We start from the raw sequence: 17,538 nt of genomic DNA on the forward strand, positions 1-17,538 counted from the left end.
TCTTGGGCGGGGCCCGCTTCTTTTTTTTTACTCCCCCTCCTGTGGGGGGGGGGGGGGGGGCCCGGGGGGGGGGGGGGGGCGGCCCCGGGGGGGGGGGGGGGCCCCCCCCGGGGGGGCCCCCCCCCCCGCGGCTCCGTACCCGTACGGCGAGGCCCGTACAGGGACCCCGTACAGGGACCCCGTACAGGGAGCCCGTACGGCGAGGCCCGGGGCACCGGCCCCGGGCCTCGCCGTACGCGGCCGTCGCCGTCCCGTACGCGGCCGTCCCGTACGCAGCCCTGGCCGTGCCCGTACGGGACGGCCACGGCGACGGAGACGGTCAGGTCCTCCGGCCCCTCACGCTGCGGCGAGTGCCAGGGTCGGGGACAGCCGTGACGCCCGGACCGCCGGGTACAGACCCGCGACCGTGCCGATCACCAGCGTGGCGGCGAAGCCGCCTGCGACCGCCCACGGCGGGACCACCCAGGGCAGGCCGCCCGCGTACGCGTACACGCCCGTCGCCGCGCCGCCCAGGGCCACGCCCGCGAGCCCGCCGAGACCGGAGAGCATCAGGGACTCCGTGACGAACTGGATCCTGATCTGACCCCGCGTCGCACCCAACGAGCGCCGCAGACCGATCTCGTGGCGGCGTTCGAGCACCGAGATGATCATGGTGTTCGCGACGCCGACCCCGCCCACCAGCAGGGCGATCCCGCCCAGGCCCAGGAGCAGGGTGGAGAACGCGCCCTCCGTGGCCGCCTTGGCCTGAAGAGCCGAGGACGGGTCGCTCACCTGGACGTTCTGCGGGTTCTGCGGGTCGATCGTCGGGGCCAGCAGCTTCTGGACGGCCGGCACGGACGCGTCCGTGGACCGCTCGTAGACCGCCGTCGGATGCCCGTCGAAGCCCAGCAGCTTCTGCGCGCCCTCCCAGCCCACCAGCGCCGAGCGCTCGATCTCCGGCGCGAGGGGCAGCGGGTCGAGGATGCCGACGACCGTGAAGTACCGGTCGTCGATCCAGACCTGACGCCCCGGCTCGGTGATCCCGAGCCGCCCGGCGGCCACATGGCCGAGGACGACGGAGGGGTAGCGCCCGTTGGCGGCGTTCAGCCAGGTACCGGTGGCTATGCCGCCGCGCAGCACGTCGAGCAGTCCCTCCGTGGTGGCCTTCACCGCGATGCCGCCGGTCTCGCCCTCGGGGATCTTCTCGGAGCGCCGTACGGAGTGGGTGAGCTCGCCGGTGGCCCCGACGTCCTCGACGCCCTCGATCCGTCCCACCATGCCGACCGCGTCCTTGGGCAGCTTGACCTCCTCCCCGCTGAACATCCCCTCACCCGGTTTCGCCACCAGCATGTTCGTGCCCAGAGCGTCGAGCTGGCGGATCAACTGGGCCTGGCTCGACGCCGAGATGCCCACGACGGCGATCATGGTGGCGATCCCGATGGCGATGCCGAGCGCGGACAGCACCACGCGTACGGGACGGCTGCGCAATCCGGCCGACCCGACGTGGAGGACGTCACGCGGCGTGAGCCGGGCGGCCCTGAGAGGCCTGCGTGTACGGGCCATCAGACGCCGGCCTTTCCGAGCGCGCCGCCGTGCCCGGGGTCCACCATGGACCCGCTGTCCACCGTGTGCCCGCTGTCCACCGTGTCCACCGCGTGCGCGGTGTCCACCGTGTTCGCCGTGTCCGCCGTGACCCGCCCGTCGCGGATGCGGACCTGGCGAGGCAGCCGCCCTGCGATCTCCGTGTCGTGGGTGATCACCGCGATCGTGGCGCCCTGTGCGTTGAGCTCGTGCAGCAGCTCCATCACCGCCTCGCCGGATGCCGAGTCCAGCGCGCCGGTCGGTTCGTCGGCGAGGAGCAGATCCGGCTCGCCGACGACCGCGCGGGCGATGGCGACCCGCTGCTTCTGCCCACCGGACAGTTCGTGCGGCCGGTGCCTCATCCGGTCGGCGAGCCCGACGCGTTCGAGGGCTTCCGCGGCCATCGCCCGCCGCCGGGCCCGGGGGAGTCCTGAGTAGAGCAGCCCCTCGGCCACGTTCTCCAGCGCGCCGACCCCGGGCACCAGATGGAAGGCCTGGAACACGAAGCCGATGTGCCGGGAGCGCAGCGCGGAGAGCCGCCGGTCGGTCAGCGAGGCCACGTCGTGGCCCGCGATCTCGACCGTTCCCGCGCTCGGCCGGTCCAGGGTGCCGACGATGTGCAGCAGGGTGGACTTGCCGGATCCGGACGGGCCGACGATGCCGAGGAGTTCCCCCTCGCCGACCGTCAGATCGACCCCGTCGAGGGCGCGGACCCCGCCCGCGTACTCCTTGGTGACCCCGGAGAGCCGTACGACCGTACTCACGGTGCTGACATCGGTCATGCGGACGGCACCCCGACCTTCATGCCCTCCCGCAGACCGCTGCCGCTGATCTCCACCCGGCCCTGGCCGAACATGCCGAGCTCCACCTCGACGTCCCGCGCCGTGCCGTTCTCCACGACCTGGATGCCGAAGCCGCCGCCGGGCAGGGCGAGCAGCGCGTTGACGGGGACCGTGAGGACGTCCTTGCGCGTCTCGCCGGTGAGCTCGACGGTGACGGGGGACTGGTCGACGCCCGTGACCTTCTCCGGTGCGTCGAAGGAGACCCGGACGTCGATCTTCGGCGTCCGGTCCTGGGGATCGTCTCCCGCGGAGGCCGTCCTGCCGACGGAGGACACCTTCCCCGGGGCGCGCGTCCCGTCCGGCAGCTGTACGACGACCCGGGTGCCGGACTTCGCCAGACCCGCGTCCGCGACGGGGATCCTGAACCGTACGACACGCTCGGAACCCGTCACCGTGAGCACCGGCCGACCGGGAGCGACCTGGTCGCCCGACGCGGCGCCGGCCTCCTTGACGCGGACCGCGCTGCCGGCGAAGGCGATCGTGTCGGGGCCGACCGTGCCCGTCCGTTTCAGGTCGTGGGACTTCTGCCACCGTTTCACGGCGTCGGCGGTCTTCGCCGAGTACTCCTCGTCGACGGTGAAGCCGACGTACCCCAGGGCGGCGAGGTTCTCCTCCAGCTGACGGACGTCCTTGCCCTTGTCGCCGGTCTTCAGGGTCCGGTACATGGGCTCGGCCCCGTACATCAGCCGGACCGGCCTGCCGTCGACCTCGTACAGCCGCTTGTCCCGCTCCACGGTCGAGCCGCTCGGCGCCAGCCAGGTGAGGGTGCCCGCCGGGCCCGCGTTGATCTTGCGCTCGCCCAGGTGGCCGAGCGTGCCCTCCTGCTGGGAGCTGTCGCTGAGGTCGCCGCGGGTCAGCGGCACCGTCGAGGGCGGCAGCCGCGGGTCGGCGACGGCCTGCTGTTCGTCCCCCGGATCCAGCGCGGTGACGGCCACGCCACCGCCCGCGACCGCCGCGATCGTGGCCAGGGCGGCCACCAGCCTGCGCCGCCCGCTCATCGCGACACGCTCTCGCACGCCTTGTTGGCCTTCTCGAACTTCTTCATCTCCGCGCCCTGCGGTACGGGCCGCGCGGCGGACACCCCGCCCTCACCGAAGGTCGGGTCCGGCATGTCGAAGCCGTTCTTCCGCATGCACTGGGCGTACTTGATCATCTTGTCCTTGTCGGCCTGGGTCAGCTCCTTGCCCATGCCGGCCCCGCCCTTGTCCCGGCAGGCCTTGAACGCCTTCTCCATCTTCTCCTTGGACATGCCGTCGCCGCCGATGGTCAGGCCGACGCCTTCCTCGCCCGGCTTGGGCTCGGGCACGTCGAGGCCCTGCTCGCGCAGACACTTCCGGTGCTCCAGGGCCTGGTCGGCCTTCTTGCCCTCCTCGCTCACGGTCTCGCCGCCCGCCTTGCCGCCACCGTCGGCGGTGCAGGCGGTGGTGAGGAGGCAGAGGGCGGCCAGGGAGGCCGCGGCGGCCAGCTGGAGGGTTTCTCGGGTACGTCGAGTCGTCATGCCCCGGATCGTGCGGGCGGAAGGTGTTTCGTTTCTCTCAGCGGATCGGTTAACAGAGACGAAAGGTCTCTTCCGATACACAGGGTGCATGCGTGTACTAGTGGTGGAGGACGAGGCCTTCCTCGCCGAGATGATCGCCGAGGGGCTGCGCCGGGACGCGCTCGCCGTCGACGTGGCCGGCGATGGCCTGGAGGCCCTTCGGAAGATGCAGTTCGGCGAGTACGACGTCGTCGTCCTCGACCGCGACCTGCCGGGGATGCACGGGGACGACGTGTGCCGCAGGGTCGTCGAGCAGCGCCTGATGACCCGGGTCCTGATGCTGACGGCGGCGGGAACCGTACGAGACCGGGTCGACGGCCTCGGCCTCGGCGCCGACGACTACCTGACCAAGCCCTTCGCGTACGACGAACTGCTCGCCCGCGTCCTCGCCCTCGGCCGGCGCGCCCGGCCCGCGCTGCCGCCCGTCCTCGAACGCGCGGGGATCGTCCTGGACACCGCCCGCCGCCAGGCGAGCCGCGACGGCCGCCATCTGCAGCTGTCGCGCAAGGAGTTCGCGGTCCTGGAGGCCCTGCTGCGCGCCGAGGGGGCCGTGGTCAGTGGCGAGGACCTGATCGAGCAGGTCTGGGAGGAGCACACCAGCTACCGCACGAACGCGGTCCGGGTGACCCTGAGCAAACTCCGCGCCAAGCTGGGCGAGCCGCCGGTGGTGGAGACGGTGCCGGGCGCGGGCTACCGGATCGCGTCGTGAGCCGCCGGAGCCCGGAAGGGGACCCGAAGCAGGGAAGGCGCCGGATGCCGGCGGAGGGCCCGGACCAGGGCAGGCGCCGGATGCCGGCGGAGGGCTCGAAGCGGGGCAGGCGTCGGATCACGGCGGCGGCGCGACGTGTCGCCGGCGGCGAACGCTCGCGGCTGACGGCGCTGTACGGCGGCCTGCTGCTGCTCGCCGGAGCCCTGCTCACGGGAGTCGTGTACTTCCTGGTCAAGGAGGGGCTCTACGCCTCGATCAGCGTGGCGATGACCACCGCCGTACCCGCGCAGCGCCTCGAAGACCTCCCCGCCACCGCGGCCACCCCGAACCCCACCGCGGCCACCCCGAACCCCACCGCCTCACCCCTGTGGCGCGAGGCCGTTCCCGCGAGCCCCGGCCCGCTGCCACCCGGTGTCAGCCGTGGGATGGCGATCACCCGGACGCTCAGCGACGCCGCCGAGAGCGCCGCCCTGGAGCGGCTGCTGACGGTCTCCCTCGTCGTCCTCGCCGTCTACGCGATCCTGTCCGTCGCCCTCGCCTGGTGGATGGCGGGCCGGGTCCTGCGGCCCGTCGCCGTCATCACCGACACCGCCCGCCGCCTGTCGGGGGAGAACCTGCACGAGAGGATCGCCCTGGAAGGACCGCCGGGGGAGCTGAAGCATCTTGCGGACACCTTCGACGACATGCTCGGCCGCATGGAACGGCTGGTGTCGGCGCAGCAGCGGTTCGCAGCCAACGCGGCGCACGAGCTGCGCACCGCGCTCGCCGTACAGCGGGCCGCGGCCGAGATCGGACTGGCGGGCGAGCCGGAGCCGCAGCGGGTCGCACGGATCCGGGCGAAACTGGTCGAGGTCGCCGACGACAGCGAACGGACCATCGACGGGCTGCTGCTGCTCGCCGCCTGCGATCAAGGCCTCCGGGAGCGTAGGCCGGTGGCCGTCGACGAGGTCGCGCGCAGGGCGGCGGAGGCGCTGGAGGCCGAGGCCGGGGAGCGCGGCGTGACCGTCGAGCTCGACGCCCGCCCCCTGACGGTTCCGGGTGACGCCGTCCTGCTGGACCGCCTGCTGCACAACCTCGTCGCGAACGCGGTACGCCACAACGTGCCGGGCGGCAGTGTCCGGGTCCGTACGGGACCGGAGGGCATCGAGGTGGAGAACACCGGCCCCGCGGTCCCTCCCGACGTGGTCCCGTTGCTCTTCGAACCCTTCCGCCGCCTGACCGAACGCACCCACGTCCCGGGCGAGGGCGCGGGCCTCGGTCTCTCGATCGTCGACTCGATCGCCCGCGCCCACGGCGCGACGGCCGAGGCCTCCGCCAACACGCAGGGCGGCGGCCTCATGGTCCGGGTACGTTTCGCGTCCCCGACCGGGCGTGGTTCCAGCCGGTGAGCTCGGCGGGGCGGTTGGTGATGATGCCGTCGACGCCGTACTGCTCGTACCTGTTCCACCTGTCGGCCGTGTCCACCGTCCACACCCACGTGGCGACACCCGCCCGGTGCAGGTCGGCGACGATGCCGGGCCGGGTCTCCAGCGCCGGTCCGCCGGGGTTGTACGAGGCGAGGTGGAGCTCCTCGGCGACGGCCACGGGGTCGGGGTCCAGCGTGCTGCGGAGGAGAGCCAGGGGAAGCCCGGGGGCCAGCTCGTGGACCCAACGCAGATGCCGGGGATCGAAGCTCTGGACGAGGACCCGGTCCGTCATCCGCTGTGTCTCGACGACATCGACGACGGCCGCGACCTGCTCGCGGGTATCGGCCCGCTTGATCTCGAGGAGCAGGTTCCCGCCGCGGCTGCGCAGGTCGGCCAGCTGGGCGGCGAGGGTGGGGACGCGGACACCGGTGAAGACCGGGGCGAACCAGGACCCGGCGTCGAGCCGGTCGAGCTGGGCCGACCTCAGCGTGGTGATGTCCCCGCTGCCGTTCGTCGTACGGTCCACGGTCGCGTCGTGCATCAGGTACGGCACGCCGTCCTGGCTCAGCTGGACGTCGTTCTCGATGTAGTCGGCCCCGGAGCGCCGTCCGACCTCCTGGGCGACCATCGTGTTCTCCGGTGCGAGCGACGACGCACCGCGATGGGCGACGACCGTCATCGGCGCCCCGGCCACGCGGACGAACGGAGAGGCGACGGAGCCGGCGTCCTCGCGGACGACGGCGTCCGCCGATGCCGGGGGACGTGTACCGGTGACGCCGGCACCGGTGAGACAGAGCAGGGTCACGGCGGTGGCGGTGACCAGGGCGGTGCGGAGGTGTGCCGGACGCATGCGGCGAGGCTAGTACGCCGGGCGGCCGCGCACGGCGGCCACCACACCGGAGCACACCCCCGCCACGCCGTCGGCGTACGGACGGAGCGTCTCAGCCTGCCGTGGTGAGACAGAAGGGATGCCCGGCCGGATCGACGAGGACGCGCCACCGTTCGTTCGGCTGGTGCTCCGGCCTGGTCGCGCCGAGCTGCAGCAGACGACGCTCCGCCTCGTCGAGATCGTCGACGGTGAAGTCCAGATGGAGCTGCTGGGGCACGTCCTGCCCGGGCCACACGGGCGCCCGGTAGCCCTCGACCCGCTGACACCCGATCAGCAGCGCGTCCGGCCCGACGACACCCGCGAAGTCGTCGTCGGACGTGGGGTGGAGATCGAGCCCGGTGGCCTGCTGGTAGAAGGCGGCCAGCGCCAGGGGATCGGCGCAGTCGAGCGTGACGGCCGAAAGCCTCATCGGCACAGATATGGAAACAACTCCTCGTTACTCGCGACACCGCGATCTCGAACCGGACGGAGGACGGCCGGCAGGGGGACGTGCCGTGTGGATGCGCCCGGACCAGGTGTCGCCCTGATCCGGAAGGCCTCTACCCTCCGAGGAATGAACTGTCCCTCGGTCGACGAGATCCGCGCGCTGCACATGAAGCACGCGCCGAGCGCGGAGGCCTTCGAACTCGTCTTCACCCACTGCGAGATCGTATGGAAGATCGCGCGGCAACTGCTCCCCGTTCCGGGCCTCGCCGTCGACGGGGAACTGGTGCGGGCGGGCAGCCTGCTCCACGACATCGGCGTCTACCGCCTGTACGACGCCGAAGGCCGGCTGGACCACCGGAACTACGTACGCCACGGGGTGCTGGGTCACGAGATCCTGGCGGGGGAGGGACTGCCGGAGGCCCTGTGCCGGTTCTGCTCCTGCCACACGGGTGTGGGACTGAGCCGGCACGACATCCGCGAGCAGGGACTCCCGCTGCCGCCGGGGGACTACCTGGCGGCGACGCCCGAGGAACGGCTCGTGATGTACGCGGACAAGTTCCACAGCAAGACGACCCCGCCGACCTTCCTGCGCCCCCACACGTACGCCGCCCACCTCTCCCGCTACGGCGCGCACAAGGTCCAGGTCTTCGACGAGCTGCGTGCCACGTTCGGCGACCCGAGCCTCGGTCCGCTCTCGGAGACTCACCGGCACGCCCTGATCTGAACGGCGGTCCAGGCGCGGCTGCGGACGTGACGCAGAATGGGCCGCCGGAGCCACAGCCACCGGGAACGGGAGTCGCCGAAGTGCGTGTGTTGTTGTCGACGTATGGGGCTCGGGGGAGCGTCGAGCCGATGGTGGGACTCGCGGTACGGCTAAGGGAGTCGGGTGCGGAGGTACGCGTATGCGCGCCGCCGGACGAGGAGTTCGCACGGCTGCTGGCCGGCGCCGGCGTGTCCCTGATCCCTGTGGGCCGGCCCGTGCGCCGGTTGGTGGCCTCGGTGGAGCCGGGGTCGGCGGTGGGGCTGGCCGAGCGTGCGGCCGAGTTGATCGCCGCGCAGTTCGGCACGGTCGCCGCGGCGGCCGAGGGATGTGACGCGCTGGTGGCGAGCGGCCCGTTGCCGGTCACGGCGGGCGCGCGGTCGGTGGCCGAGAAGCTGGGCGTCCGCTCCGTGCACGTGAGCCACCAGCCGGTCATCCTCCCGTCGCCGTACCAGCGGCCGCCCGCCCGTCGGGGCCGTTCGCTGTCCTTGGGGGTGACCGACAACCGGGCGCTGTGGGACGAGGACGCGCGGAACGCGAACGAGATGTTCGGCGCCGCGGTCAACACCCATCGGGCGGCGATCGGCCTGCCGCCGCTGGAGAACGTCCGCGACTACGCCTTCACCGACCGCCCGTGGCTGGCGACGGATCCGGCCCTGAGCCCCTGGCGGCCGACGGAGCTCGACGTCGTCCAGACCGGCGCGTGGTTCCGGCCGGACGAACGCCCGCTGCCCCCGGAGCTGGTGGCGTTCCTGGACGCCGGGACACCACCGGTCTTCGTCGGCTTCGGCAGCACACCCCTCGGCGCCCCCGAGGACGTCGCCCGGGCGGCCGTCGAGGCGATCCGGGAGCAGGGCGCTCGCGCGGTCGTGTCGCACGGCTGGGCCGGCCTGCCCCTGATCGACGACGAGGACGACTGCTTCGCCGTCGGCGAGGTCAACCACCAGGCCCTCTTCGCCCGGATGGCCGCGGTCGTGCACCACGGCAGCGCGGGCACCACGACGACGGCCGCCCTGGCCGGGGCGCCCCAGGTGGTCGTCCCGCAGGGCGCGGACCATCCGTACTGGGCGGGCAGGGTGTCGGAGCTGGGCATAGGCGTGGCACACGACGGTCCGACTCCGACCGCCGCATCCCTCTCGGCCGCGCTGAAGACGGCTCTGACGCCCGAGACGCGGGCACGCGCGAAGGCCGTGGCCGGCACGGTCCGCGCCGACGGAGCGACGGTGGCCGCCCGGCTGCTGATCGACGCGCTCTGACCGGCGTCGTTCGGCCGGCCGCCCGGGATCGGGCCGCGGATGCCGCCGAGGCCCGCTCCGGTGCGGCCTCGGGACCCGCCTGGAGCGGTCGGCGCACGGGAACGCCGCCGGCCTTCGATTCGCTCATACGTACGAATATTCGTCTACGCTGGGACCATGACCGCACCACGACCGCAGATGCCCGGACTGCAGGGCTCGCTCTTCGACCAGGGGTCCGACATCCGGCCCGGCCCGCTGGACGGGGTCCGGCGGACCGCTCTGGACGGCGGTGCCTGGGTCGACCACCTCCCCGGGTGGTTCCTCGGGGCCGACGCGCTCTTCGAGGAGCTGGCCGCGGACGTCCCGTGGCAGGCCGAGGAGCGCACGATGTACGACAACGTGGTCGCCGTACCCCGGCTTCTCGCCTACTACCGCGAGGGCGTCCCGCTCCCGCACCCCGCCCTCCTCGAAGCCCGGGAGGCGCTGAGCGCCCACTACGCCTCCGAACTCGGTGAGCCGTTCGTGACCGCCGGCCTCTGCCTGTACCGCGACGGCCGCGACAGCGTCGCCTGGCACGGCGACCGCACGGGACGCTCCGCCACGCACGACACCATGGTCGCCATCCTCTCCCTCGGAGACCCCCGTGACCTCGCCCTGCGCCCCCGCGGCGGCGGTCCCGTCGCGCTCCGGCTCCCCCTCGGCCACGGCGATCTCGTGGTCATGGGCGGCTCGTGCCAGCGCACCTGGGAACACGCGGTCCCCAAGACGACCCGCGCCGTCGGGCCGCGCGTCAGCGTCCAGTTCCGCCCCCGGGGCGTGGGCTGACCCGCGCGCACCGCCGCACTGCGACCGCCGACGTCCGGCCTGTCACCGGCACCGCATACCATGACCGCTCATGAGCGTGAGCGAGGACCGAAGACCCCTGGTCGACGGGCGTTTCCACCTGATCTCCCGGCTGGGCAGCGGCGGCATGGGCACCGTCTGGCGAGCACGTGACATCGCCTTGGAGCGCGATGTCGCCCTCAAGGAGGTACGTCCGCCCGACCCCGCCATCGAGGAGGCGAACCCCGGACTCGCCGCCCAGATGCGGGAGCGGGCCGTCCGCGAGGCGCGGGCGCTGGCGCGGCTCTCCAACCCCCACGTCGTGACGATCCACCACATCGTCGAGCCCCAGGACGGCTCGCATCCCTGGATCGTCATGGAGCTCGTCGAGGGCTGCTCGGTGTACGACCGTCTCACCGAGGGACCCATGCCCGTCCCCGAGGTCGTCACCCTCGGGCGGCAGGTCCTCTCCGCCCTGCGCGCCGCGCACTCCGCCGGCATCCACCACCGCGACGTGAAACCCGCCAACGTGCTGCTCCGCCCCGACGGCAGCGCCGTCCTCACCGACTTCGGCATCGCCGTGACCAGCGAGGCGACGTCGAGGCTCACGGCCACGGGCGACCTGATCGGCTCGCCCGAGTTCATCGCCCCCGAGCGCGTGCGGGGCGAAGAGGGCAACCCGGCCTCCGACCTCTGGTCCCTCGGGATGCTCCTGTACGTCGCCGCCGAGGGCCACCACCCGCTGCGCCGGTCCACCAGCCTCGCGACGGTCGTCGCCGTACTCGACGACCCGATCCCGGCGCCGGTGAGGTCCGGTGCGCTGGCTCCCGTACTCGCCCAACTCCTCGTAAGGGACCCGGCGTCACGTCCCGACGGGGCCCGGCTGGAACAACTGCTGGCCGATGCGGCATCGGGACAGTCCGGCACGAGCGCACCGGCGGAAGCGGCCCCCGGCCCCTTCGGCCCCCCGCCCCCGCAGTCCTATCCGCCGTCGCATCCGCACCCCGCGTACGCGCTGCCGCAGCAGCAGCCCGTCGCGCAGCCGTGGGCCACCCCCACCGTGCCCTCGCATGCGTCCCCGGCGGTCGCCGGATTCGGCGGGTTCGGACCGCCCACGCAGCCGGTACCACCCTCCGCGGCCCGCGGGCGCCGCCGCACCGCCGTGCTCGCCGTCTCGCTCGTCGTCGCGGTGGCCGCGGTCACGGTCGGCGTGGTGAAGATGATCCCCGACGGCGGTACGGGTTCCGATGCCAAGGGCGGTACGACGCCGACGACCGCGGGCCGCACCCCGGGTGTCGGGACGCCCGGGACCGGCACCGGGACGGGCGGCACGCAGACCGACATCGCGCCCACGCCCCGCGGCACTCTTCTCACGACGGCGAACGTCCGCACCGTCATCGAGGAGCTCCGCAAGGCCAGCGGCTCGTCCACGATGAAGGAACTGACGATCTACGAGGAGTACGCGCTGGCCGCCATCCCGACCCGGCCCGGCGCGAAGACCTACGACGCGTACGAGTACCGCAACGGGGTGGCCCGGAAGACCGGCCCGGGCGGAACCATCTCCGCCGACGCCGCCGACGAGCAGCCGTTCGACGTCTCGGCCATGGCCTGGGACGACCTCCCCGCGCTCATGAAGCGAGGTGAGAAGGAACTGAAGGTCGACAACCCGAACATGCGCTACGTCATCGTCGACCGCTGGACCTTCAACGACGACCGCCCGACCCTGCGCTTCTACCTCATAAACGAGTACAGCGCGGTCGGCTACCTCGCCGCCGACACCGGCGGAAAGGTCGTGTCGAGCCACCCGGCCTCCTGAGCCGATGTGCACCGGCCCGTGCCCCACGGGCCGGGTGCACGGCAACGAAATCCGCACCTGGGGACCACCGCTGGAGCGGAACCGACCGCCAGACGCTGGGCCTGGCCGACGCCCCCGGACTCGCGCCGGACGAACTGCTCCGCGTCATACGGCGGGCAGGCGACCTCGACGACCTGCTCCGCCACGCCGTGGAAGGCCGGTGGAAACAGCACACCACCTCGCTCGCGCGGCTCGTCGCCGCGCCCGAGCCCCGGGTGGCCCAGGTGCTCCGTGCCCTGCACCAGGAGTACGCCCGGTTCAACGAGCGTTACATGGGCCACCTCGTCGCCCGCAACGACAACGCCCGGCTCAGGGAACTCGCCACGGAGCGCGCGGAATGGCTGCACGGCCTGTCGGACCGGTTTCTCGACCTCGTCGGCCACCGAGCCGGGCCGCCGACGTGAGAGGTCGCCGCGCGACCCGATGGCGGGCGGCGTCGCTCAGACGATGCGGGTCCCCGTTCCGCTGACCCGCACCCGGGCCTCGCCCTCGCGCAGTTCCACCGTCAGCAGGCTCGGGCGGCCCATGTCGGCGCCCTGGTGGAGAGTGAGGACCGACGCCCCGGGGACCAGGCCGAGTTCGCGGGCGTACGCCCCGAAGGCACCGGCCGCCGCGCCCGTCGCGGGGTCCTCGACGACGCCGCCGACCGGGAACGGGTCGCGCACGTGGAAGACGCTCCCGGACTCGCGCCACACCAGCTGCACGGTGGTCAGGTCCAGCCGGTGCATGAGCGCTTCGAGCCGCGGGAAGTCGTAGGCGAGGCGGGCGAGCCGCTCGCGGGTCGCGGCGCCGATGACGAGATGGCGGGCGCCCGCGAAGGCGATGCGCGGGGGCAGCGCGGGGTCGAGGTCGGCGGTGGGCCAGTCCAGGGCGGCGAGCGCCTCGTCGAGGTCCGTGTCGCCGATCGCCTCGACGTACGGTTCGACGGTGGTGAGCGTGGCCCGGATGGCACCGGCGTCCTCGGTCACGCTCACCGGCACGGTCCCCGCCCGCGTGGCGAACGCCAGCTCGCCGGAGCCGAACCGCTCGCCGAGGGCGACGGCCGTCGCCACGGTGGCGTGACCGCAGAACGGAACCTCGGCCTTCGGACTGAAGTACCGGATCGTGAAGGCCCGCCCGCTCGTGGCGTCGAGGTCCGCGGGCGGGGCGGTCAGGAACGCCGACTCGCTGTAGCCGAGGTCCGCGGCGATGGCGAGCATGGCGCTGTCGTCGAGCCCTGCCGCGTCCAGGACGACGCCGGCGGGGTTGCCGCCTTGCGGGTCGGTGGAGAAGGCGGTGTAGCGCAGGACTGCCGGCTGTGTCGTCATGATCGGCACAACTCCGCGGCCCGGCAGACTGTTCCCGCCGCGACGGAGCCGATTCGGACTCCTGCCTTCCGAGCCCCGCCCTGCGCGGTCCCGCCCCGCCCGGCCAACGGTCCCGCCTTGCCCTGCCGACGTCCCGCCCCGCCCCGACCGCCCGACCGCCCGGCCGACCGCGCCCGCTCGGCCGCCCGACCGCCCGACCGCTCGGCCGCCCGACCGCCCGGCCGACCCCGACCGCTCGGCCGACCGCGCCCGCTCGGCAGCCCGAGCGTGCTGCGCCCGGCGGGGGCCTTCCCGCCGGGCGGAGCACCGTGCCGTCGGGAGCGTCCCGGGGTCAGGCCGTTCGGGCCAGCGCGCCGAGCGCCGCCGCCTCGGCCGTGTCCCGGTCCTCGGCGACGAGCCCGATGCGGGTGCGGCGGTCGAGAAGGTCGGAGGCGTCCAGCGCGCCCTCGTGGCGGACGGCCCAGAGCAGTTCGGCGCAGGTCACCGGATGGCCGGGAACGACGGGCCGGGCGAGGTCCGGGTTCTCGACGCCGAGCTCGTGCACGGCCGTCGCCTCGGTGCCGTACCGGCGCACGAGGCGCGCGGGCACGTCGAGCTGGGCGAGGGTCCGCGGCCGTGCGGCGCCGACGAGCGGCGTGGAGGCGGTGCGGCAGGGGCCGGCGGTGAGCCCGCGGGCGGCAACGGCGGCGTCGACGGCGTCCTGCGCCATGCGGCGGTACGTGGTGAGCTTGCCGCCGACCACCGTGACGATCCCGTCGGGCGAGGTCAGCACCGCGTGCTTCCGTGAGATGTCGGCGGTGCGGCCGCCCTCCCCGCGGGTGTCGAGGAGGGGCCGCAGACCGGCGAAGGCCCCGACCACGTCCGCGCGTCGGACGGTGACGTCGAGGGCGGAGCCGAGGACGTCGAGGAGGAAGCCGATGTCGGTCTCGGGCACCTCCGGCACGTCGGGCACGTCGCCGTCGACCGGCTCGTCGGTGAGCCCGACGTACACCCGGCCGTCCTGCTGGGGGAGGACGAGGACAAAACGGTTGGTCTCGCCCGGGATCGGGATGTGCAGGCCCGCGGAGAGCCGGCCGAGGTCCACGTCGCGCAGGACGAGATGGGTCCCGCGCGAGGGCCGCAGCCGTACGTCCTCGACGAGACCGCCCGCCCACACACCGGTCGCGTTGACGACGACGCGTGCCCGGATGCGCAGCTCCTGGCCGGTCGTCTCGTCGCGTACCCGCGCGCCGTCGCCGGTGAGTTCGAGGGCGCGGGTCCGGGTGAGGACACGGGCGCCGTGCGCGGCCGCGGTGCGGGCGATCGCGGTGACCAGCCGGGCGTCGTCGGTGAGCTGACCGTCCCAGGAGAGCAGTCCGCCGCGCAGTCCCGTGGGGCGCAGGGCCGGGGCGAGGTGGCGGGTCTCGACGGCGGAGAGGGTGCGCGGCGCCGGCAGCGTGGTGCGTGCCGTACGGGCGGAGACGCGCAGCAGGTCGCCGGCGAAGAACCCGGCGCGCGCGAGGGCCGCCTGACCGCGGCTGACGAGCGGGGTGAGGGGGAGGACGAAGGGCTGGGCGCGGACCAGATGGGGCGCGGTCCGCTCCATCAGGATGCCGCGTTCGACGGCGCTCTCGTGGGCGACGTCGAGCTGTCCGCTCGCGAGGTAGCGCAGTCCGCCGTGGATCAGCTTGGAGCTCCAGCGGGAGGTGCCGAACGCGAGGTCGTGGGCGTCGATCGCGGCGACGGAGAGCCCGCGCGTCGCCGCGTCGAGTGCGGCTCCGGCGCCGGTGGCACCGAGTCCGACGACCAGGACGTCGACCTGGGCGCCGTCGGCGAGTTCGGCGAGCTCACGGCTCCGGCGCTCCGCGTCGAGCGACGAGCCGGGCAGGGACGGGCTGCTCAGGGAGTTCATGGGGTGAGGGTCCTCTCCAGCAGGGTGCGCAGCTCGTCGAGGAAGGCGGCTTCGCTCAGGTCGGGATCGCTCTCGTCGGTCATGGTGCGCAGCGAGAGCGTGAAGGACTGCACGACGAGCAGCAGGGACCTCGCCTGCAGGTCCGCGGGGGCACGGCGCACGGACCCGTCCGCGTGCCCCTCGCCGAGTGCCGTGACGAGAAGCCGGAGGAAGGCCTCCTGGCTCGCGCCCCGGCGGTCGAGGACGTAGGGCAGCAGCAGCTCGGGGTCCACGTCGAGGATCTTGTGGAACAGCGGGTGGGCGCGGAACGCGGCGGCACCCGCGACGAGCCCGTCCACCATCCGCGACCGCACGGGCCGGCCGTCGCCGGCGGCCGGCATGGCCCCTGCGGCGACGGCGATCCACTCACGGGTCATCAGGTCGCCGACGAGGCTCCGGACATCGGGCCATCGCCGGTACAGCGTCATCCGGGACACGCCCGCGCGCCGGGCGACGTCGGTCAGGGTCGTGCGCCGTACGCCGACGGCGAGCACGCAGTCGCGTGCGGCGTCCAGCACGGGATCTGCGTCCGAGTGGTTGTGACGAATGGGCGTCATCTGTCACAGTGTAATGCCAGTACGGGCCGAGCGGCAGCACCGTCCGTGAATCAGACCGAGAGGAACGTCTCGAAATGGACATGTTGTGGAGCGGCTGGGGCGACCCGGCCAAGGCGGCCCCCCTGCCCGACGCGGTGACCGGCCTGCTGCGCGACCTGCTCGGCGTCACCCCCCGCGAGAACGGACCGTCGACCCTCGACGAGATCGAGCTCCCCGCCCCGGCGCTGACCGACGAGGCGCGCACCGCGCTGCGGTCGGCGCTCGCCGCCGAGGACGCGCTGCGCGACGACGCCGAGAGCCGGATCCGTCACACCCGCGGCAAGTCCACCCCCGACCTGCTCCGCATCCGCGCCGGCGAGGTCGAGGACATCCCGGCCGCCGTGGTCCTCCCGGCGAACCACGACGAGGTGCTGGCCGTGCTGCGCGCCTGCGCCGCCCACGGCCTCTCCGTGGTCCCCTTCGGCGGCGGCACCTCCGTCGTCGGCGGCCTCGCGCCCGAGACGAAGCGGCCGTTCGTCGCCCTCGACCTGCGCCGCCTCGACCAGCTGCTGGCCGTCGACGAGGTGTCCCGCACCGCGACGCTCCAGCCGGGCCTGCGCGGCCCCCGGGTCGAGGAGCTGCTGAACGAGAAGGGCTGGACGCTCGGCCACTTCCCGCAGTCGTTCGAGTGGGCGTCCGTCGGCGGCTTCGCCGCGGCCCGTTCCAGCGGTCAGGCGTCCGCCGGGTACGGACGCTTCGACGAGATGGTCCTCGCCCTTACCGTCGCCACCCCCGAGGGCACGCTCGAGACCGGACGCGCCCCGCGCTCGGCCGCCGGCCCCGACCTGCGCCAGCTGATCCTCGGTTCCGAAGGGGCCCTCGGAGTCATCACGGCCGTGACCGTGCGGATCCGTCCCCTGCCGCAGAAGCGTGTCTACGAGGGCTGGCGCTTCGCCTCCTTCGAGGCCGGCTCCGCCGCCCTGCGCCGGCTCGCGCAGGACGGTCCGCGCCCCACCGTGCTGCGGCTCTCGGACGAGACCGAGACCTTCATCGGACTCGCGCAGCCGGACGCGATCGGCGCCGCCGACACCCCGGCCGCCTCCGGCTGCATGGCGATCACCGGTTACGAGGGCACCGAGGAGGAGACGACCGCCCGTCGCGCCGCCGCCCGCGAGATCCTGCTGGCCTGCGGGGGCGAGTACGTCGGAGAGGAACCGGGCGACCGGTGGGAGCACGGCCGCTACAACGCGCCGTACCTGCGCGACGCCCTGCTGGACGCCGGCGCCTTCGCCGAGACGCTGGAGACCGCGGGCTTCTGGTCCGCGCTGCCCCAGCTGTACGCGGGGGTACGCGACGCGCTCACCAACTCCCTCACCGAGGCCGGAACCCCGCCGCTCGTCATGTGCCACATCTCGCACACCTACGAGAACGGCGCCTCGCTGTACTTCACCGTCGTCTCGGCACAGGGAGAGGACGCGGTCGCCCACTGGGCCCCGGTCAAGCGGGCGGCCAACGACGCGATCCTCGCGGCGGGCGGCACCATCAGCCACCACCACGGCGTCGGCACCGACCACCGCGACTGGTACGCCCGCGAGATCGGCCCGCTGGGAGTGCGCATGCTGCAGGCGGTCAAGGCGGAGGTCGACCCGTCGGGCGTGCTCAGCCCCGGGGTGCTCATCCCCGTCCGCTGACCGTCCCGTCGACCGACCCCTTCTCCCGTCCGG

17 protein-coding genes are annotated in these 17,538 nt (G+C 73.5%); 8 read left to right on the forward strand and 9 right to left on the reverse strand.

What is annotated here, in order from left to right; translation table 11 throughout:
- Nucleotides 1-336: 336 nt before the first annotated feature.
- The 4 genes from ACFVGW_RS08435 to ACFVGW_RS08450 are packed head-to-tail and all read right to left on the reverse strand — an operon-like array spanning nucleotide 337 to nucleotide 3,900.
- Nucleotides 337-1,542, reverse strand: a complete 1,206-nt coding sequence (locus tag ACFVGW_RS08435) for an ABC transporter permease (RefSeq protein ID WP_385851320.1) — start codon at nucleotides 1,540-1,542, stop codon at nucleotides 337-339.
- Nucleotides 1,542-2,342, reverse strand: a complete 801-nt coding sequence (locus ACFVGW_RS08440; protein WP_385851321.1) for an ABC transporter ATP-binding protein — start codon at nucleotides 2,340-2,342, stop codon at nucleotides 1,542-1,544. The genes ACFVGW_RS08435 and ACFVGW_RS08440 overlap by 1 nt, the downstream gene beginning before the upstream one ends.
- Nucleotides 2,339-3,400, reverse strand: coding sequence for a peptidoglycan-binding protein (locus ACFVGW_RS08445; protein ID WP_385851711.1), 1,062 nt, complete (start codon nucleotides 3,398-3,400; stop codon nucleotides 2,339-2,341). Before ACFVGW_RS08445 ends, ACFVGW_RS08440 begins: the two co-directional genes overlap by 4 nt.
- Nucleotides 3,397-3,900 carry a hypothetical protein gene (locus ACFVGW_RS08450; RefSeq protein WP_383221616.1) on the reverse strand — a complete coding sequence of 168 codons (504 nt, stop codon included), beginning with the start codon at nucleotides 3,898-3,900 and terminating at the stop codon, nucleotides 3,397-3,399. The genes ACFVGW_RS08445 and ACFVGW_RS08450 overlap by 4 nt, the downstream gene beginning before the upstream one ends.
- An 88-nt stretch (nucleotides 3,901-3,988) precedes the next feature.
- On the opposite strand from ACFVGW_RS08450, the gene ACFVGW_RS08455 reads away from it, so the two are divergent.
- Nucleotides 3,989-4,648: a response regulator transcription factor gene (locus ACFVGW_RS08455; protein WP_352191315.1), complete on the forward strand. Its 660-nt coding sequence runs from the start codon at nucleotides 3,989-3,991 to the stop codon at nucleotides 4,646-4,648.
- Between the two features lie 44 nt (nucleotides 4,649-4,692).
- Entirely contained in the window at nucleotides 4,693-6,036 is a 1,344-nt protein-coding gene (locus ACFVGW_RS08460) for a sensor histidine kinase (protein WP_385851322.1), read from the forward strand.
- Here ACFVGW_RS08460 and ACFVGW_RS08465 read toward each other — a convergent pair.
- Together ACFVGW_RS08465 and ACFVGW_RS08470 are read right to left on the reverse strand one after the other, a co-directional pair.
- Nucleotides 5,984-6,904 (reverse strand): glycerophosphodiester phosphodiesterase, encoded by a 921-nt coding sequence (locus tag ACFVGW_RS08465; protein ID WP_385851323.1) that lies wholly within the window; start codon nucleotides 6,902-6,904, stop codon nucleotides 5,984-5,986. The genes ACFVGW_RS08460 and ACFVGW_RS08465 overlap by 53 nt on opposite strands.
- A gap of 91 nt (nucleotides 6,905-6,995) precedes the next feature.
- Complete coding sequence (locus ACFVGW_RS08470; RefSeq protein WP_385851324.1) at nucleotides 6,996-7,352, reverse strand: VOC family protein; 357 nt, start codon at nucleotides 7,350-7,352, stop codon at nucleotides 6,996-6,998.
- A 144-nt stretch (nucleotides 7,353-7,496) separates the two neighbouring features.
- Between ACFVGW_RS08470 and ACFVGW_RS08475 the strand changes: the two genes are divergently transcribed.
- From ACFVGW_RS08475 to ACFVGW_RS08495, 5 genes are all read left to right on the forward strand, one after another.
- Nucleotides 7,497-8,093: an HD domain-containing protein gene (locus ACFVGW_RS08475; protein ID WP_385851325.1), complete on the forward strand. Its 597-nt coding sequence runs from the start codon at nucleotides 7,497-7,499 to the stop codon at nucleotides 8,091-8,093.
- Between the two features lie 128 nt (nucleotides 8,094-8,221).
- Nucleotides 8,222-9,385: a glycosyltransferase gene (locus ACFVGW_RS08480; protein ID WP_385851326.1), complete on the forward strand. Its 1,164-nt coding sequence runs from the start codon at nucleotides 8,222-8,224 to the stop codon at nucleotides 9,383-9,385.
- 156 nt (nucleotides 9,386-9,541) lie between these two features.
- Nucleotides 9,542-10,189: an alpha-ketoglutarate-dependent dioxygenase AlkB gene (locus ACFVGW_RS08485; protein ID WP_383221605.1), complete on the forward strand. Its 648-nt coding sequence runs from the start codon at nucleotides 9,542-9,544 to the stop codon at nucleotides 10,187-10,189.
- 70 nt (nucleotides 10,190-10,259) lie between these two features.
- A complete protein-coding gene (locus tag ACFVGW_RS08490; protein WP_385851327.1) occupies nucleotides 10,260-12,002 on the forward strand; it encodes a serine/threonine-protein kinase in 1,743 nt (580 codons plus the stop codon).
- Nucleotides 12,003-12,190: 188 nt separating this feature from the next.
- Complete coding sequence (locus ACFVGW_RS08495) at nucleotides 12,191-12,445, forward strand: hypothetical protein (protein ID WP_385851328.1); 255 nt, start codon at nucleotides 12,191-12,193, stop codon at nucleotides 12,443-12,445.
- Nucleotides 12,446-12,481: 36 nt separating this feature from the next.
- Here the strand turns inward: ACFVGW_RS08495 and ACFVGW_RS08500 are convergent, their stop codons facing one another.
- The 3 genes from ACFVGW_RS08500 to ACFVGW_RS08510 all read right to left on the reverse strand — a co-directional run bounded on the left by ACFVGW_RS08500 (nucleotide 12,482) and on the right by ACFVGW_RS08510 (nucleotide 15,835).
- Nucleotides 12,482-13,348 (reverse strand): PhzF family phenazine biosynthesis protein, encoded by an 867-nt coding sequence (locus tag ACFVGW_RS08500; RefSeq protein ID WP_385851329.1) that lies wholly within the window; start codon nucleotides 13,346-13,348, stop codon nucleotides 12,482-12,484.
- Nucleotides 13,349-13,679: 331 nt separating this feature from the next.
- Nucleotides 13,680-15,239, reverse strand: a complete 1,560-nt coding sequence (locus ACFVGW_RS08505; RefSeq protein WP_383221600.1) for a glycerol-3-phosphate dehydrogenase/oxidase — start codon at nucleotides 15,237-15,239, stop codon at nucleotides 13,680-13,682.
- Nucleotides 15,236-15,835 (reverse strand): TetR/AcrR family transcriptional regulator, encoded by a 600-nt coding sequence (locus tag ACFVGW_RS08510; RefSeq protein ID WP_385851330.1) that lies wholly within the window; start codon nucleotides 15,833-15,835, stop codon nucleotides 15,236-15,238. Before ACFVGW_RS08510 ends, ACFVGW_RS08505 begins: the two co-directional genes overlap by 4 nt.
- Before the next feature lie 74 nt (nucleotides 15,836-15,909).
- Here ACFVGW_RS08510 and ACFVGW_RS08515 point away from each other — a divergent pair, with 74 nt between their 5' ends.
- Nucleotides 15,910-17,505: an FAD-binding oxidoreductase gene (locus tag ACFVGW_RS08515; RefSeq protein ID WP_385851331.1), complete on the forward strand. Its 1,596-nt coding sequence runs from the start codon at nucleotides 15,910-15,912 to the stop codon at nucleotides 17,503-17,505.
- The last annotated feature ends 33 nt before the right edge of the window (nucleotides 17,506-17,538 follow it).

This window comes from Streptomyces sp. NPDC127129 (assembly GCF_042671585.1).
Classification (GTDB): domain Bacteria; phylum Actinomycetota; class Actinomycetes; order Streptomycetales; family Streptomycetaceae; genus Streptomyces.

What these genes read in the sequence shown, in the direction of transcription:
- ACFVGW_RS08515 (WP_385851331.1), top strand. Translation starts at nt 15,910, where the DNA reads ATGGACATGTTGTGGAGCGGCTGGGGCGACCCGGCCAAGGCGGCCCCC.
- ACFVGW_RS08480 (WP_385851326.1), top strand. Translation starts at nt 8,222, where the DNA reads ATGGTGGGACTCGCGGTACGGCTAAGGGAGTCGGGTGCGGAGGTACGC.
- ACFVGW_RS08510 (WP_385851330.1), bottom strand. Translation starts at nt 15,835, where the DNA reads ATGACGCCCATTCGTCACAACCACTCGGACGCAGATCCCGTGCTGGAC.
- ACFVGW_RS08465 (WP_385851323.1), bottom strand. Translation starts at nt 6,904, where the DNA reads ATGCGTCCGGCACACCTCCGCACCGCCCTGGTCACCGCCACCGCCGTG.
- ACFVGW_RS08505 (WP_383221600.1), bottom strand. Translation starts at nt 15,239, where the DNA reads ATGAACTCCCTGAGCAGCCCGTCCCTGCCCGGCTCGTCGCTCGACGCG.
- ACFVGW_RS08490 (WP_385851327.1), top strand. Translation starts at nt 10,260, where the DNA reads ATGAGCGTGAGCGAGGACCGAAGACCCCTGGTCGACGGGCGTTTCCAC.
- ACFVGW_RS08455 (WP_352191315.1), top strand. Translation starts at nt 3,989, where the DNA reads ATGCGTGTACTAGTGGTGGAGGACGAGGCCTTCCTCGCCGAGATGATC.
- ACFVGW_RS08435 (WP_385851320.1), bottom strand. Translation starts at nt 1,542, where the DNA reads ATGGCCCGTACACGCAGGCCTCTCAGGGCCGCCCGGCTCACGCCGCGT.
- ACFVGW_RS08485 (WP_383221605.1), top strand. Translation starts at nt 9,542, where the DNA reads ATGACCGCACCACGACCGCAGATGCCCGGACTGCAGGGCTCGCTCTTC.
- ACFVGW_RS08445 (WP_385851711.1), bottom strand. Translation starts at nt 3,400, where the DNA reads ATGAGCGGGCGGCGCAGGCTGGTGGCCGCCCTGGCCACGATCGCGGCG.
- ACFVGW_RS08460 (WP_385851322.1), top strand. Translation starts at nt 4,693, where the DNA reads ATGCCGGCGGAGGGCCCGGACCAGGGCAGGCGCCGGATGCCGGCGGAG.
- ACFVGW_RS08470 (WP_385851324.1), bottom strand. Translation starts at nt 7,352, where the DNA reads ATGAGGCTTTCGGCCGTCACGCTCGACTGCGCCGATCCCCTGGCGCTG.
- ACFVGW_RS08450 (WP_383221616.1), bottom strand. Translation starts at nt 3,900, where the DNA reads ATGACGACTCGACGTACCCGAGAAACCCTCCAGCTGGCCGCCGCGGCC.
- ACFVGW_RS08440 (WP_385851321.1), bottom strand. Translation starts at nt 2,342, where the DNA reads ATGACCGATGTCAGCACCGTGAGTACGGTCGTACGGCTCTCCGGGGTC.
- ACFVGW_RS08500 (WP_385851329.1), bottom strand. Translation starts at nt 13,348, where the DNA reads ATGACGACACAGCCGGCAGTCCTGCGCTACACCGCCTTCTCCACCGAC.
- ACFVGW_RS08475 (WP_385851325.1), top strand. Translation starts at nt 7,497, where the DNA reads ATGAACTGTCCCTCGGTCGACGAGATCCGCGCGCTGCACATGAAGCAC.